Source organism: Sphingosinicella sp. BN140058, from assembly GCF_004135585.1.
Classification (GTDB): Bacteria; Pseudomonadota; Alphaproteobacteria; order Sphingomonadales; family Sphingomonadaceae; genus Allosphingosinicella.
Genome location: NZ_CP035502.1, coordinates 13,813 through 28,032, shown reverse-complemented (window position 1 = coordinate 28,032; position 14,220 = coordinate 13,813). Strand labels below are relative to the sequence as shown.

At 62.5% G+C, this 14,220-nt stretch carries 16 protein-coding genes; 10 read left to right on the top strand and 6 right to left on the bottom strand.

From position 1 onward, the window contains the following. The 5 genes from ETR14_RS26225 to ETR14_RS29695 form a co-directional block, all read right to left on the bottom strand. Positions 1 to 528 (bottom strand): hypothetical protein, encoded by a 528-nt coding sequence (locus ETR14_RS26225; protein WP_129392541.1) that lies wholly within the window; start codon positions 526 to 528, stop codon positions 1 to 3. A 230-nt stretch (positions 529 to 758) separates the two neighbouring features. Continuing rightward, complete coding sequence (locus ETR14_RS26220; RefSeq protein WP_129392539.1) at positions 759 to 1,133, bottom strand: hypothetical protein; 375 nt, start codon at positions 1,131 to 1,133, stop codon at positions 759 to 761. Between the two features lie 32 nt (positions 1,134 to 1,165). Then, complete coding sequence (locus tag ETR14_RS26215) at positions 1,166 to 2,374, bottom strand: hypothetical protein (protein ID WP_129392536.1); 1,209 nt, start codon at positions 2,372 to 2,374, stop codon at positions 1,166 to 1,168. Further along, positions 2,364 to 4,244: a hypothetical protein gene (locus ETR14_RS26210; RefSeq protein WP_129392533.1), complete on the bottom strand. Its 1,881-nt coding sequence runs from the start codon at positions 4,242 to 4,244 to the stop codon at positions 2,364 to 2,366. The genes ETR14_RS26215 and ETR14_RS26210 overlap by 11 nt, the downstream gene beginning before the upstream one ends. A 22-nt stretch (positions 4,245 to 4,266) precedes the next feature. Next, positions 4,267 to 4,887: a hypothetical protein gene (locus ETR14_RS29695; RefSeq protein WP_129392530.1), complete on the bottom strand. Its 621-nt coding sequence runs from the start codon at positions 4,885 to 4,887 to the stop codon at positions 4,267 to 4,269. Positions 4,888 to 4,978: 91 nt separating this feature from the next. Here ETR14_RS29695 and ETR14_RS26200 point away from each other — a divergent pair, with 91 nt between their 5' ends. The 4 genes from ETR14_RS26200 to ETR14_RS26185 all read left to right on the top strand — a co-directional run bounded on the left by ETR14_RS26200 (position 4,979) and on the right by ETR14_RS26185 (position 8,259). Beyond that, positions 4,979 to 6,301: an ATP-binding protein gene (locus tag ETR14_RS26200; protein WP_165356645.1), complete on the top strand. Its 1,323-nt coding sequence runs from the start codon at positions 4,979 to 4,981 to the stop codon at positions 6,299 to 6,301. Further along, the gene (locus tag ETR14_RS26195; RefSeq protein ID WP_129392523.1) at positions 6,202 to 7,215 is read left to right on the top strand and encodes a hypothetical protein; all 1,014 of its coding nucleotides are present in this window, start codon (positions 6,202 to 6,204) and stop codon (positions 7,213 to 7,215) included. The genes ETR14_RS26200 and ETR14_RS26195 overlap by 100 nt, the downstream gene beginning before the upstream one ends. Positions 7,216 to 7,385: 170 nt before the next feature. After that, a complete protein-coding gene (locus ETR14_RS26190) occupies positions 7,386 to 7,619 on the top strand; it encodes a hypothetical protein (RefSeq protein ID WP_129392520.1) in 234 nt (77 codons plus the stop codon). A gap of 10 nt (positions 7,620 to 7,629) precedes the next feature. Then, positions 7,630 to 8,259 (top strand): hypothetical protein, encoded by a 630-nt coding sequence (locus ETR14_RS26185; protein ID WP_129392517.1) that lies wholly within the window; start codon positions 7,630 to 7,632, stop codon positions 8,257 to 8,259. Between the two features lie 16 nt (positions 8,260 to 8,275). Here the strand turns inward: ETR14_RS26185 and ETR14_RS26180 are convergent, their stop codons facing one another. After that, positions 8,276 to 9,337, bottom strand: coding sequence for a hypothetical protein (locus ETR14_RS26180; protein ID WP_165356644.1), 1,062 nt, complete (start codon positions 9,335 to 9,337; stop codon positions 8,276 to 8,278). 106 nt (positions 9,338 to 9,443) lie between these two features. On the opposite strand from ETR14_RS26180, the gene ETR14_RS26175 reads away from it, so the two are divergent. From ETR14_RS26175 to ETR14_RS26150, 6 genes are all read left to right on the top strand, one after another. After that, on the top strand, positions 9,444 to 9,776 hold the full coding sequence (locus ETR14_RS26175) for a hypothetical protein (protein ID WP_129392511.1): 333 nt from the start codon (positions 9,444 to 9,446) through the stop codon (positions 9,774 to 9,776). Positions 9,777 to 9,787: 11 nt separating this feature from the next. Further along, complete coding sequence (locus ETR14_RS26170; protein ID WP_129392508.1) at positions 9,788 to 10,177, top strand: hypothetical protein; 390 nt, start codon at positions 9,788 to 9,790, stop codon at positions 10,175 to 10,177. A 67-nt stretch (positions 10,178 to 10,244) separates the two neighbouring features. Beyond that, on the top strand, positions 10,245 to 11,753 hold the full coding sequence (locus tag ETR14_RS26165; RefSeq protein ID WP_129392505.1) for a UvrD-helicase domain-containing protein: 1,509 nt from the start codon (positions 10,245 to 10,247) through the stop codon (positions 11,751 to 11,753). 44 nt (positions 11,754 to 11,797) lie between these two features. Then, positions 11,798 to 12,661 (top strand): hypothetical protein, encoded by an 864-nt coding sequence (locus ETR14_RS26160; protein WP_129392503.1) that lies wholly within the window; start codon positions 11,798 to 11,800, stop codon positions 12,659 to 12,661. A gap of 150 nt (positions 12,662 to 12,811) precedes the next feature. Then, complete coding sequence (locus ETR14_RS26155) at positions 12,812 to 13,456, top strand: hypothetical protein (RefSeq protein WP_129392500.1); 645 nt, start codon at positions 12,812 to 12,814, stop codon at positions 13,454 to 13,456. Positions 13,457 to 13,615: 159 nt separating this feature from the next. Further along, a complete protein-coding gene (locus tag ETR14_RS26150; RefSeq protein ID WP_129392498.1) occupies positions 13,616 to 14,116 on the top strand; it encodes a hypothetical protein in 501 nt (166 codons plus the stop codon). Positions 14,117 to 14,220 lie beyond the last annotated feature (104 nt).

The window sequence follows — 14,220 nt, the reverse complement described above, 5'->3', positions numbered from 1 at the left end:
TTAGATGCGAGCGAAGGCGACGTGATCGCCCGACGCGATCGCCGTACCGACCGCGCCCGTCGCCTGGAAGCAGCCGGACGGGGTGGTCGTCGGGACTGCAGTCCCGGTCGGCGGCCCCGAGGTCGGCATGGTCTGACCGGACTGCCGAGCGATCGCTTCGCAGATCTCAGCGGCATTGTTGCCGAGCTTCATCGCGACGATCCGCGCGGGTACCGCCGCGCCCTGCGTGCCGGTCTCGCTGATCAGCTCGATCGCCGCGCCGCCCGTCGGGTTCACCGGCACGGCCTTCAGAAAGCCCGCGGTCTGCAGCGCAGTCGCTGCGGACGTCTGCACGGCGAATACGGTCGTGCCGTTCGTGGTGTTCGCCATGTTCGCGGCATTGCCGACCTGGTTGACGGCCTGCACTGCGGCGGAGGCACGGCTGTTGTTGACCGACTCCTGGAAGCGCGGGCCGAGGTAGAGAGCGCCGGCGAGTGCCAGGCCGATGAAGAGGATGACACCGATGATGCCAATCAGCACGTTCGACATGAATGTTTCCCTTTGACCGGGCCCGGGATTGGGCCCCACACGAAATCCCAGGACGCTTAACCGCTCTCTAGGTAGACAGTTCGTCCCCCCCTACAGAACCAGTCACGATGTGCGACGCTGACGTCCCGGAATTCTCAGCGCTCGCTGCCGACCCCTCCGATGGGAGCTCAGCTTTTCCTTGCGTAAATTTACAATAGTTCCTGCGCGGCCAAAAGCCCCCCCAGGAAAAATTATTCTTCTTCGGACGAGACCCTGCCGAGTTCGAGCTTCACCCCCGGCGTGGGACATTCCTGTCCCATGCAGAATCCTGTCATCTTCCAACCTGGGCACGACATTGCAGCCGCCGAGGAATCACCAAGCGTGGAGTAACCCCCTTCCAGCGACGACCATACCGCAGTGATGGTCGTTTCCGTGCGGCTGACGGATGTCGCGCCGAGCGCCCGGACCCGCGCTTCGCATTCCTGGTCGGAAGTCTTCACCTGCTCGACCACCGCGTCGCGGCGAACGGCGTTCGCCACGCCGGCGCCGGCAGAGACTGCCACGAACACGGCGGCCAAAATCATCGATCCAAGGCCGTATTGCCGGCGCTGTGCTGGATCCAACATTCTCTACACTCCTTAGAGCAACAGCTCTGGTTCTACGGCAAGGGCGGTGGCGGCACGGCGCTAGGTGGCACAGCGCCTGGCAGAGGCGGCCCGCCAGGTAACGGCGGACCGTCGACCGACATGGGGATCCCTCCGCTTGCTTCGGCAGGTTCGACGCCCGTCATCGCCTCGGCGCCTTCCGGCGCAGCCATCGGCTCAATTTGCCTCTGCGACGTGCAATTACCGTTCCCATCGTCCCACCCAGGAACGATGTTCCAAGCAGCACCTGCGAACTCCATCTTCGCCACGCACTCAGCGCCGTTCAGTGCCGCCTTTACCTTCTCGCTCTGCGCGCTCGGCAAACTGGCAACATCGCTCATTGCCAAGCGAGGTAGCGCCCATGCGCTCGTATCGAGAAACAGCGCCGATAACGAGAAGACGAGCGACATGCCGCTCGCAGCCAGCAGCCCGACGCCGGTCAGAAACACCTTCGACCCACGCCGGTCGATCGGCAGCATCTTCGCCGTCTGCAGCGGGACAAACGATCCTTCGGGCGGCGCCTGAGTCTGCGGCAGCATGATCGCTTCGAGCGTCTGGCTCTCATGGTCGAACCGGACCTGGAGGGCGCGATTGACCATCGGCACCGCGCAGATGCGGTTCGGGTCGTCGTCGAGCATCGCGAGCACATCGGGAAGGAACGCTCGACCGCCACCTTCCTGCATCTCAACGGCAAAGCCGTCGCGCCATTCCTGCACGTAGATGAAGGATGCATTCGGAGCGGCGAACTTCTCCTCGACGAAGGCACGCGCAATGACCTCGACTTCCCGCGCCTTCGTGAGGCCGCGGTAGAAATTGATGGCAACGAGGTTCGGGATCGAGAAATGCTCCTCGCCCTTCGCCTTCTTGCTGCCGCGGTCCGGCTTGAAGCTCTTCGGGCGGACCGCCTTGTCCTTCTTCACCGGCGCAGGCTCGCGATCACGTCGCTTGCTGTCCGCCTCGTTCGCAGGGACCGGTCCGCCCTTCACAACCCTACCGCTGCGACCAGAGACCTCCAGATCCTGCGCCGCTGGGGCCTGCGACGCCGGAGATGCGCTGCCTGGCGCCGGCAAAGCTTGGCTGTCCTGCTGGACTGGCGCCGGTCCCGCCGACGTCGGTTCGAAGCTTGCTTGACCCGCAGCGGCGATGGCTGCCGCCATCGCCTCGCCGCGCGCTCGGCCCCGGAAGGGAAGGCCGAACTTCGATTTGCCACCCTTATTGCTCATAGCTCTTCTCCGGCTGGGCCATAGACCGGCGACGATCGGGCCCCGCAGCGTCCACGCGGGCGCCAAAAAGGTTCGTGCCGCGATAACCGCCTTCCGGCGCCGCCCATGGCTCGCCATCGTTCCCAACGGTCAGCTCGTTCGACTTGCCAGGGACGGGCTGATCCAGACCAGCAACCTCGTAGACAGTCACCGTCGGGCGAAGGATGATGAATACCGTCTGGGTCTCATTCTTCTTCGTCTTGGAGCCGATGCCGTACAGGCCAAAGGGCCCATTCTTGTCGACCGACGCGAGTTGCCGGCGCAGGCCCCCAAGGACCACAGTCTCCCCAACCGGGATGCGTACGATGTCGTCTAGCTTCTGCTCTCGCGTACGCGGCTGAGTGAACGAGCCGAGCTGGTTACCGGCGTCGAGCTTCACCATCTCGATGAGCTCGACGAGTTCGAGGTCGAAGGCCACCGTCACCAGTCCGCCGGCGGCTTCGTAGTTTGGCGCGAGCTTGAGTGAGAGGCCCGTCTCGAGCTCCTCGGTCTGCGCGGACCCCATCGCGCCGGCGAAACCGCCCGACTGGCCTCCGTAGGTCGTTGCTCCGACCCCTGACACATACGGGATCGTTTCGCCCGAGCGCCAGTTCACGCTTGTGCCCGCGAGAGTTCGAACCTCAACGTTCTGATCGACAGCGACGTTGCCGTAATTCGACAGGAACTTGATCGCTCCCGTGATGTCCAGCGGTCGCGTAGCTCCGAGGATGGTCGCAGCCGGATTGAAGACGCGCAGCGCATCCTGGCCGAGCGAGAACAGACCGGACGTCGGCAGAGCATCAGCCCCGGTGGCTGGGGTGCCACTCGTGCCGCCCAGCAGCGTTCCAGAACCAACAGATCCACCTGACCCTGTCCCCGTCCCCGCTCCCGCGCCTGAGCTCGGCGGCCGGCCGAACGTCAGGCCGAATTGAGACCAATCGAAGCCGCGAGATGCGTTCTCGTTCATCGTCACAGAGACGAGAGCGACCTGCATGGTCACCTCAGACGCATTCCTGCCAAGGCGCAGAAGGTACGGCCGGATCGCCTCTTCCGCGAGGGCGCCCGGCGCGACGAACGAGACGGTGCCGGCCTGGAGCGACGCAACGACATTGCTCGCACCCTTCGCCTTCAGCTCCTTTACGACCTGATTCATCAGATCCCGGTTCTGCGGCAGCATGACCGAGTACCGGCCGACGGGAGCAACGTAGATCCCCTCGTTCCACCAGAGGGTCACGCCCATCGACCGCTGGATTTGGCGGAAGAGCCCGCCAAGCGTGCCCTCGTACCGCCGGAACGGCAATGCCCTCCCCCTCAGGTCGCCTGCGCCGACTGCCTTCCGCGCGCCCAGCGTAGCGGTCATGGCCGGCTCTGGGGCCAGGATCTCCCCAGCAGGCTCCGCCTTTTGGGAGGCCTCCCCGTCGTCCGACTTGTCGCTCTTCGAAGGCTTCACCGATCCTGACGACACCGCGATCTCGCCTCCTTCGTCATCGATCCCGTAGGAGCCGTCATCCCAGCCAAGGATGACCGAAAGGCCCCGCTCTTCCAGAAGCATGAGCAGATCGTCGAAGGTGGGCTGCTGACCAGCGAAATCGATCCGGACCTTGGCTTCTCGGATTGACTGCGGGATCTCTCCACCGACCGGCTTCAGAGCGAAAAAGTCGCCCGTCAGACGAACTCGCCTCACGGCCGGCCGACCCATCGAGAAGTTGTCACCCACGAACTTCTCAGCTGTCGCGCTCTGCATCGGCGGCGCGCTCACTTCCTTCGAGCGCTTCGCCTCGGCGGCGCCCGCCGCTGCTACACAAGCGGTTATCAAAAGTGCCGCCTTCGCGCGGCCGGTCAGCTTACTCATCGTATGACTTCCTGTTCGCGTTTCAGTCGCAACTCGGAATGAAGTTGGCCTTCACCGCCGCGCTGATCTCTTTGTCCGTGAAGGCCACCCGCTGGCCGTTGGTACGGACGAACTTCTGCCGCCCATTGATACAGCCGAGGAAACGAACGCCTTCCCCCTGCGCGGCTTCGATCGCGCCCTTCGGCGCTTCGACTGGCGCCGCAGGCACGCCGCCGGGCATCCCCGGAGCGCCGGGTGCGCCGGGAATTCCTGCCATAACAGGAGCGCCCGGCATTCCAGGCGGCGGTGCCATTGTTCCCGGCACCGCAGCGCCAGGCATATTCGCTCCCGGGACAGGCGCGCCAGGAACCCCGGGTGCAGCCGGCGGCGGAGCCGCGTTGGACTTCGCTATCTTGGCTTCGAGCACTCTGAGGCGCTCGTCCATCATCCTCTTTACTTCCGCGCGCGACGCCGCCGCGCTTGGGATGAACGGATTGCTCTGCGCGAGCGCAGGCGCAGCGGCGGCAACGGCCAACATGCAAGCGGCCACGCCCAGTATCCTGGTCGGCTTACGGATCATTGAGGAACTTCCCCCGGTGATTTCTAACTCGTCCTCACTTTGATGGGGGGAAAGCGAAAGGCTGGCAAGCGCTATTTTCCGCAAGATGTTTTTTCCTGAGCGATCGGGTCTCCACCGTGTTCGTTCAGGAAAAAAGCTGTCGACGCACCTCCATCCTGCCCCTATTCTCCCACACATGGCTATGGCAGTGGAACTCGGTCGCGCTAAGTTCGCGAGGGAAAAAGGCGGTACCCCGGAGAATATCTTCTGGGACCTTTCGACGGCAATTTCGGGCCACGCGATCATCGTGGGCTCGTCCGGCTCCGGTAAGACGCATCGCTTGCGCTACCTGATCGACCGGCTGCAACGCGTGGTCCGCAACCCGACCATTCACATCCTGGACGTGCATGGGGACATTGCCCCCAACCACCCAAACAGCGTGCGCTTCTCCGAGACCACCCCTTACGGGCTCAACCCCCTCGCGGTCACGACCGATCCCGAATTTGGCGGGGTACGGAAGCGCATCAACACCTTCATCAGCATGATCAACCGCTCGACCAGCCACTTGGGCACTCGGCAGCTGGCGGTTCTGCGCGCGCTCCTCAACGACCTTTACGAGCTCAACGGCTACGATCCCGCGAACCCGATCACCTGGGACCCGGCTACGAACCCGCTGGTCAGCGGGATGTCCGCCCAGACCGGCACCCACCCGGCCATGAGCGATCTCACCAACCTTTGCGCTTGGCGGATCAAGAATCTGCTCACCGGGTCCGGCAGCGAGGCTTTCCGGACCCTCAATGAGATCAACAAGACCTACAAGCGTATGGCCAGGCTTCAGCGGAAACTGGCGCCGGGGGAAGAGGCTACCCTAGAGACGATGAAGTCCACCTGTATCGATCAGTATGCAGCCTTCGTTCACTCGATCGAAACGGGCAAGGAGCTGGACGACCTCCTCAATTACGAGTCCGTTGAGCCGATGCGTGCGGTGTACGAGCGCCTCAAGCAGCTCGACGCTACCGGCATCTTCAAAGACCAGCCGCCTCAGTTCGACCCGCGCGATCCGCTCCGTGTTTACGAGATAAGCTCGCTCCTTGAAGACGAACAGAAAATGTTCGCGGAGGTGTTGCTGGAGCGCCTGTTTATCGACGCCAAGGCTACCGGGCAGAAGCCAGCTCCGGATACGTTTATCGTGATAGACGAAGCCCACAAGTTTATGACCGACGAGAACGATCATATCCTCAACAGGATGGCGAGAGAGGTGCGTAAGTTTGGTGTTGGCCTTATTCTGGTTAGTCAGAATTTCGAGCACTTTCCCGAGGACCTCATCGCCAACTCGGCTATGACGATGATCCTGGGACTTCATGACCTGCATCACAAGCGCGCTGCCAGCAAGCTTGGGCTCAAAGTCGATCGCCTTAAATGGATCAGGCCGAAGCATACCGCCTTGGTTCAGGTGCGCAGCGGCTCAGGAGCAGGCCTCACGAACGCGTTCAACGACGTTTATCTCGCGAGGGGCTGATGTACCCCTATCGGCTATCCCCTACGCCTGATCCGGACTTCATGGTCATGTTCGACGCCTCCCACGCCGAGGCGTTCAACCGCACAGCTCGCGCCGCGGGACCATGCCTGGGCTTCATGGGGCAGTCGAAAGGCACGCTTGGCCTCCTCAAGACACCCCAATTTTATCATGTCGGCCCGATCGATTTCACGAACAACGTTGTCGCGGGTGCCTCCGTGGAGGAGTTTGGCTCCCACCTCATGTTGCCGGCCCAGCGAAGCATGTTTGCCGAGCTGCGCAGTCAGCTGAACGGCCATGTCAAAGCGGCGATGGTACAGGGCCTGATGGCGCTGGGTGTCCGCAGCATCAACCTTATCTTCTACAATGGCGGGCCGCTCCTCCTGATCCCGCCGGCGCCGAACGATCGGGCGTCCGCCGGTCGGAACCGGATCGCTACCATCCGGTTCGAGGGCGCCTCAACGATCGAGCAGGAGCGGCACTGCGTCATAGCCAACCGATCCTCGAAGATCGCCTATCCGCTCCTCTGGCATGCCCTCGATCAGCAGATCCAGAAGCACTCCGAACAATCCGGCACGCTTGCAGAAGATCTCCTCGACAGCCCGCCGCCGGATGCTCCGGTCCATTTCCGTCCGGCACCCACCCGCCCCGTCCATTCGAAGGCGGCACCGGCGCCAAAGCCAGCCCCCACCCCGTTGGCGGCCGCGGGCGCGGAGCTCGCACAAAGCCTTGCAGCGCTTCACCAAGGTGAAGACGAAATCGACCAACTCGGAGACGCTTACCGCCCGAGCGATCCCCCTCCTGAGACGGGATCGGCGCGCAATCACGGAGGCTCAGGTTCCGAGCCGGCTAACGACCCTCCTGCTGGACTGGTCGAAGTCGACGACTTCGCGCTCTACCGCGATCTCCAATTCTAGGTTTCCTCCCAACGGGTTGACGCCAAGCCGGCCGAACCGCATTCTCCGGCCGGGCGCGCGTTAGGCTCGGGTAGGAAGGTGATTCCGTGTCAACCGATGGACGGAGCCCTGATCGGGCGAGGTAGTGCCAAATTTAGATTTACTGATGTAGATTCTGATTGGTGATTGAAATGTTAGCCTGGTTCATCGTCCCTCTCGAGTACCTTCTTCTCCACGCGAGAGCTGAGCGGTACATCGCCAAAGCCGCGGCGGCCGCAGGGTCGCCGAAACACACGCGCCTTATGCACAAGGCCGTGGCGCTCACTCTCAAGACGGAAGAGCTGCAGTACCGGTTCCCGGCCGTCACCCAGAAGATCACGTTGCGCCGCTTGGAAAAGCAAATGCGCGACGAGCAGAGCAAGTAGGATCCCCACGATGACCGACCGCGTCCCCTACCGCCACATCCCCGAAGCCCAGCCGGACTTCGCGGCCACGCCCCAGGTTCTCGAAGGCCAGGACATCACGCCGCGCACGTCCGGGTGGCGCCAGCAACACCCACAGGTGCGCAACCTCGGCACCTACGGGCAGCCACTGCAAACCAGCGAGACCATGCGCGGTTTGTCCGCGGAGGATCATGGCCGTTACCCGATCGATCCCCAGATGGCGCCCTACCTGATGCCGAACACGACCGTGACGGTGCATAACAACGCCCAGAACTATCGGCCCTGGAAGCAGGAGCTTGGGCTGTCGTTCGCGAAAACTGTCGGCAACTTCTTCGCCTGGCCATTCCGCTTCGCCGGCCGGATCATCGAAGGTCTGGTCATGGCAGGCGTCGGGCTTCTGCAGAAGGTTCTGCTGATCCTCGTCGCGCCGATGCTGCTATTCGCCGGCGTCAACTTCTACCAGGCCAATAAGGACCGGCCGGCTACCGAGATCGCCGCGGACCTCGGCAAAGACGGCGTCCATCTCGTCGGCGCCATTCTCGGCGGAGTCTGGGACGGCATATTCGGCGACGACGAGCCGACCGAGAAACCCGCCCCCGAAAAGAAGAAGGCCGCCGAGTGATCTCGGCGGCCCCGCTTCATCCAATCGACAACTCAGACCTCCGCATCGCCTGATCGACCGGTTCGCCAAGTCGGCTCCGCAGCCTCTCGTAGGCTTGCTGATCCCGGCATTGCCCCTTCAGGTCCGTCGACATCCAATTGAGCGCATCGTCCGGCACGATGATCGGCCTCCCGACTTTCTCCCGCTCTTTGCCACCGGCCAGCAAGGCCTTCGGAGCCACAAATGCGGCAGGCGCCGCATCCACCAAGGCAAAGGCACGTACTGCCTGATCGGCATCCAACCCATGGGCAACGACGATCTCCCGTCCGCCCTGAGCCACCCATTCGAATACCGCGCCGTCCATCTGCGCACGTTCGATCTTCGTGGGAATCACGATCGAATACGCCCCGCCGACGGCGATTTCGCCCCTCATCGCAGCATCCATGTCATCCGCCATCGCAACGAAGACCTCGGACCCCTCAGGATTGTGCTGCGTAAGGCGGCGTAACGCGGCGCTTTCCTCGACCAGCCACGGAGACATGTCTTCCTCGGTCAGAGCTCGGTTCGCATAGACCTTCCGCCGCAGGCTTCGGAAATCGAATGGGGGGAGCTCGGCGGCGCCCTCGAGCTGCTCGCCCCGCCGGATCGCATCGAGGCCGCAGAAGATCTCCCAACCGCCCTCAAACACCACATCGTCCGCAGGCAACATCCTTAGGAAGCCAAACTCGTCCGCTGTCGCCAGGTATCCAGCGGGATCTGACGAGTAGCGGATCGTGACCAGGGCTGGCATCTCCGCACCTGCGTCATGCGCAAGCCGCTCAGCGTCGACCAGCAACCGAGCCTGATCCTTGAAGAACTCGACTGCGCGCTCGGCCTCGTCCTCGCTCACGCCGTGCGCCACGACGTAGCACGCGACGAGGCCCCCATCATCGTACCGCAAGGCGCGGCTTTGCACCTCGGCAACCACGATCGCGCCGTCGAGATCTACCTCGCCGTCCGCTCTGCACACGGCGCCAAGCCGCCAGCTTTTCTCCGACAAACCGCTACTCCCGTGGATCTTTCTCTGCGGTAATCTATCGAGAAACCGATCCACGTCCAAGCGGGTTCTTTCACAAAAGATCCTCAGACTAGCCCTGAAACCGCTTGACGGCTCCCGCTGCCGTCCGTCAATTCTACGCTCCGGGAAAGATCCTCTGGAGAAACCAATGAACCGCCAGCTGCTAAAGGCAGTTGCCGTCACGTTTTCGCTCACCGCTTGTGGAGCGGATGATGCTGGCAAGCTGACCCAACCTCCAGTGAAGGCCGTCACAGCGCGCGCCCTCAAAGAGGTCGACCCAGAAGCTTATCACAAGAGCATCGAGGCTGCGGTCGCAGAGATCCCACAACCCGACATCCAGTCCTTCCAGCGTCTCTTCATTTGCGAGATGCGTCGGAATGCGCGTCAGCCGCAGCCGAAGCCCATCAGCGCCGATTACCTTCGCGCGCTCTACTCATACCTGAAGGCAAACCCGGCCGCGGCTGGCGTCTGCTCCCTCTGAAAGGCTCTCCAATGCAAAAACTTGCCACACTGATCCTCATCGCGGCGCTATCGGCGTGCGGGTCGGAAACCGCGCCGTCCTCGCAGTCTTCTGCGGGCACTTCAGCGGCAGCCGGCACGGCGGACGCCCCAGGGTTGCCGGCGGCCCAGAAGCCTGTCGAAGAGATGCCGACCACCCTGCAGGGCATCGAAGCCGCTCAGCAGCAGGCTGAAGCCACATACGCGGAAGCTCTCGAAGAGGTGCCGCCGGCGCTGCGTGAGAAGCACCAAGCGGCACTTAACTGCGCTATCGCGGCGAATGACAAACTCCCATGGAAGCAGCAAAGGGAGATTGGCGTCGCCACAGTCCGCGAGATCACTGCCCGGCTGAAATCCAATCCCGAAGCGACGCTCTGCAGCTGAGTGGAAAAGATCCAGCATTTGCCAATCTCCCTTTGACGGCTACAGGCTTTTCCCACATCATCAAAGGATGGCAACAGCACCGAAGTCGCACGTCCCCATCGGCGTGAGCGGCCATCCTCTGACTGCTGAGCAGCAAGCTCTCATCGCCTCTCCGCCGTCGGAGACAGCGCGTTGGATTGCCGGCGCCGGATGCTCGAAAACCACCTCACTCGTGGAATATGCTCACGCGTGGAGCGACTATTCGGGACTGTACCTAGCCTTCAACGCTCCGATTGCCGCGGAGGCGAAGGGACGCTTCCCCCGTCACATCCGCACCCAGACGGCGCACGCCCATGCCTACCAGTTATTGAACATGCGGCGGCACCAGGACCGGATCATCAAGAGCAACCTTCGGCCAGATCATCTCGACGGCTGCCAGGACCTCCTCCGCCTCGTGGGGAGCATGAAGGAGCAGAGCGTCCGCCGAGCGGTCCTCCGTAGCATTCAGAACTTCCTGATCTCCGGTGACTATGAGGTTCGCGAGTACCACCTATCCGGTTTCCCCATCCAAACTCGTGCGGCTTGCGTGCCGATGGTGTCTGCGATCATCGACAGGTTCATGGACTTCGATCGTTCAGAGCTGCCGATCACACACGACATGTACCTCAAGAAGTTCCAGCTCACTCGAGCCATCACCGGCTTCGACTACCTCCTCCTCGACGAGGCCCAGGACTGGAACCCCGTCCTGCTCGAGATCGCGCGCAAGGCGCAGCTGCCATCCAAGGTCGTCGGCGATCCGTGGCAGTCCATCTACGCGTTCCGCGGCGCCGAGAACGCGATGGACTCTTTCCCGGGGCCCGTCTTCCCTCTCTCCAAATCCTTCCGCTTCGGCCCGAAGATCGCTGCTGTGGCCAACTACGTCCTTTCTCAAAGCCTGACGCCGCCCACCTGGCCGCTCGTTGGCTTCGAGAAACAGGAGAGCTTCGTTCTGCCTTACGAGGGCCGCCTGAAGCGCCGCTGCACGATCCTAGCCCGAACGAACTTCAGGCTCTTCGAGGGCCTCGTGGCGATGAAGCTCCCCTACCACATGGTGGGCGGCATCGACGAGCTCATCAGTCAGGTTCGAGCGGGCTACGCTCTGTACACCAAGCAGCCCAACCAATTCATCGATCCATTGGTCTCGCGCTTTCTGACGTGGGACGACTGCAAGGAGGCGGCCAAGGCCGAGGAGGATCCTGATCTTATCCGACTGGTGCGCATCGTCGAGCAATACACGACGGCTATCCCAGAGATCCTGGTAGACATCAAAGCGCGCTTCCAGCCGGACGAGACCGACGCGCAGCTTATCCTATCGACCGGACACAAGGCCAAGGGGCGCGAGTGGGACAATACCGTTGTCCTCGACGACTTCCTCGGCCCCAACGAGCTTCGGGCCATGCTCAGCCGCAAGAGGATCACGCCCACGGAGTACAACTCCGAAATCAATCTTCTTTATGTTGTACTTACGCGGGGCAGGCAGACGCTCTCGATCGCTCAGCCGCTCTACGACGAGATCATGAACGAGGCTCGCATCGAGCACGATTTCGACATCATGTAAGACGGCATGCCCGCTGTGCCGATGGCACTTGCAGGGAGAAGAAATTGATTACCGATCGTTCGCAGCGCTGGCGCGATCGCCGCAATAAGTTTGTTCCCGCGAGCACCGTGATCGACCCCTCCGAGTACGCGGTCGACGTGATTGATTGTGGCAAGATGGCTCGGCCGTTTGTCATCGAACAGCACTATTCGGGCTCGTTTCCGGCATCGCGGCTCTCGGTCGGTTTGTTTCGAAACGGCGCCGCCGGCCGGTCGCGACTGGTTGGCGTTGCCACGTTCTCGGTCCCGATGAACAACGCCGCCATCATCAAGCACACTGGCCTGACTAGCTACAACGCTGGCGTCGAGCTCGGCCGCCTCGTGCTGCTCGATGAAGTCGCCGGCAACGGTGAGACCTGGTTCTTGTCCCGCGCATTCAGGCACCTTCGCCAGGAGAAGCAGGGCATCATCTCGGTTCTATCCTACGCTGACCCAATGCGGCGCGTCGGCTCCAGCGGAGTTATCCTCGGCGGCCATTGCGGCCAGATCTATTCAGTGTTTGGGGCAGCTTACCGCGGACGCAGTCGACCCAAGACCGAGACGCTCACGCCCGATGGACAAGTCTTTTGCGAGCGAGCGCTCTCCAAAATCCGGAACAGGGAGCAAGGCGAAGGCTACGCCATCGACGAGCTCATCCGCCGCGGTGCCGAGCGACCCGCCGGCGAAGACGGGCGTGCCTGGATCGCCAGCCTGATCGATCGCGGCTTCTTTCGAAAGCGACGGCACCCAGGGAACCATGTCTACGTGTTCCCGCTCACGAAGGCCGCGAAGATTGCCGACCGCCCCTTGGCTCATCTCCCCTACCCAGTGCTCGATCGGTCTCGAGTAAGCGACGATGTCACAGCTTTGCCCCTGCTCCTCGCGGCGTAAAGTTTCCTCAGCCTCACGACCCAGAAAACTTCCACAGGCCCATTGACCCACACGTCCTGTAGCAGGAAAATAGGTGCCTGCTCTCTGGAGACCTGATCAATGGAAACGATACGCGCCGTCGCCATCATAGCTCGCGCCGAAAGCGCCGGCATGGACGGCGCCCGCTGCCCCGGTGCCGCGGCGCTTCACAAGCGCAGCGACAAGATGGGCCACGCCGCTGCTCACGCTATCATTCTTGCGTCGGCAAACGGGCTCAATCCCGAAAGTGATCGAGCCACGCAGATCAGATTGTCGGCCGCCATCGATCGCCAGGTTGCCGGGCGCGCATCAACACAGTCGACAGCCGGTCCCGTCGCCCGCGCAATCATCGCAGACCTCTATCTTCAAGAGGCCGCTGCGCAGCGGCTGGAGTTCCTCGGCTCGCAGGATCCACTTCGGCACGTTTCAAATCCCGCATCTGCCCGCGACAGCGGCAGCCACCGGGCGCACGAGATCCTCAACCGAAACAGCATCAGCCCTCAGCAGGTTTTCGAAGGCGCGACCGTGGACGATCTTCAGGCAATTGCGGCTGGCCGATATCACCAGATCAAGGCAGACCGAACTCGTCACGCCGTCGCGTCAGTCCTTCATCTCAGCGAGGCGCAGGTGAAGCTGCCGACCATGCGTGTGCCGCCGATCGAGACCGGAACTCAGGCACCCGTCGCTGCTCCCAGCTTTCCGTCAGCGACTTTCAGCTCCGGACCCCGCGTGCAACAGCCTGTGGCGGCCTTCGGTCGCCGTGGACTCGAGCGTTGAGCCGGATCTCGACTCCAGGGAATCCCTGATCGCACTCAGCCACAAGAATGGCTCGGGTAAACTCGCTGGATCTTTATCCTCAAGCTCCGCTTGACGACCCCCCAGATTACCCTCAAGGTTGCCACACACGCTATTCGTGTGGATCCTTGGGGGTTTTCCTTGCACAGTACCAGCACAGCCACCGTGGTTGTCCAGGTTCGTGGCCCGACAGTCACGTACGGGACGCTCAAATTCAGCCCTATCGTCGACAGTCGCGCTCACTCGATCGACGTCGAGGGTTTCACCATCCGCGCCGGCGGCAGCCGCTTCACCCTGGACGAGTTTCCGGTGTCGCATGCCGTTCCGGAGCGGGCCAAAAACGACATCCTTGTCAACACGTGGGAGCTCGATGAGAGCGAGCGCGCATCGTTCCATGAGATCGATTTCGAGCTGCCCGACTATGACGAGAGTCACCGGCTCCACTTCCGCTACGTGGAGCATGATGCGATGCCCGAGCTTCTGTTTCTCGAGGTCGAGGACGAAGTCGGCAATTGGCTTGCGGTCGAGGACACGTACCTCCTCGAGCTGCTCCCTGAGAGCTTCCGCCGCGCGATGGAAGCGAGCGTCGTGTCGGGCATCACGTCGCACAATCTCGACCTGCTGCCACTCGCCGCGGAATAGCGGCTTCCAGCCAGAGAGAAGTCGACCGGATGCGGTGGTAGTCCTGCTATCACCGCATTCGTCGTTCTGGGTTCGCCGATACCGATAAATCCTTAGCTTGGGTG

Excerpts from the sequence above, each read along its gene's own strand:
- ETR14_RS26225 (WP_129392541.1), bottom strand. The coding sequence starts at position 528 with ATGTCGAACGTGCTGATTGGCATCATCGGTGTCATCCTCTTCATCGGC.
- ETR14_RS26220 (WP_129392539.1), bottom strand. The coding sequence starts at position 1,133 with ATGTTGGATCCAGCACAGCGCCGGCAATACGGCCTTGGATCGATGATT.
- ETR14_RS26215 (WP_129392536.1), bottom strand. The coding sequence starts at position 2,374 with ATGAGCAATAAGGGTGGCAAATCGAAGTTCGGCCTTCCCTTCCGGGGC.
- ETR14_RS26210 (WP_129392533.1), bottom strand. The coding sequence starts at position 4,244 with ATGAGTAAGCTGACCGGCCGCGCGAAGGCGGCACTTTTGATAACCGCT.
- ETR14_RS26200 (WP_165356645.1), top strand. The coding sequence starts at position 4,979 with ATGGCTATGGCAGTGGAACTCGGTCGCGCTAAGTTCGCGAGGGAAAAA.
- ETR14_RS26195 (WP_129392523.1), top strand. The coding sequence starts at position 6,202 with ATGGATCAGGCCGAAGCATACCGCCTTGGTTCAGGTGCGCAGCGGCTC.
- ETR14_RS26190 (WP_129392520.1), top strand. The coding sequence starts at position 7,386 with ATGTTAGCCTGGTTCATCGTCCCTCTCGAGTACCTTCTTCTCCACGCG.
- ETR14_RS26185 (WP_129392517.1), top strand. The coding sequence starts at position 7,630 with ATGACCGACCGCGTCCCCTACCGCCACATCCCCGAAGCCCAGCCGGAC.
- ETR14_RS26175 (WP_129392511.1), top strand. The coding sequence starts at position 9,444 with ATGAACCGCCAGCTGCTAAAGGCAGTTGCCGTCACGTTTTCGCTCACC.
- ETR14_RS26170 (WP_129392508.1), top strand. The coding sequence starts at position 9,788 with ATGCAAAAACTTGCCACACTGATCCTCATCGCGGCGCTATCGGCGTGC.
- ETR14_RS26165 (WP_129392505.1), top strand. The coding sequence starts at position 10,245 with ATGGCAACAGCACCGAAGTCGCACGTCCCCATCGGCGTGAGCGGCCAT.
- ETR14_RS26155 (WP_129392500.1), top strand. The coding sequence starts at position 12,812 with ATGGACGGCGCCCGCTGCCCCGGTGCCGCGGCGCTTCACAAGCGCAGC.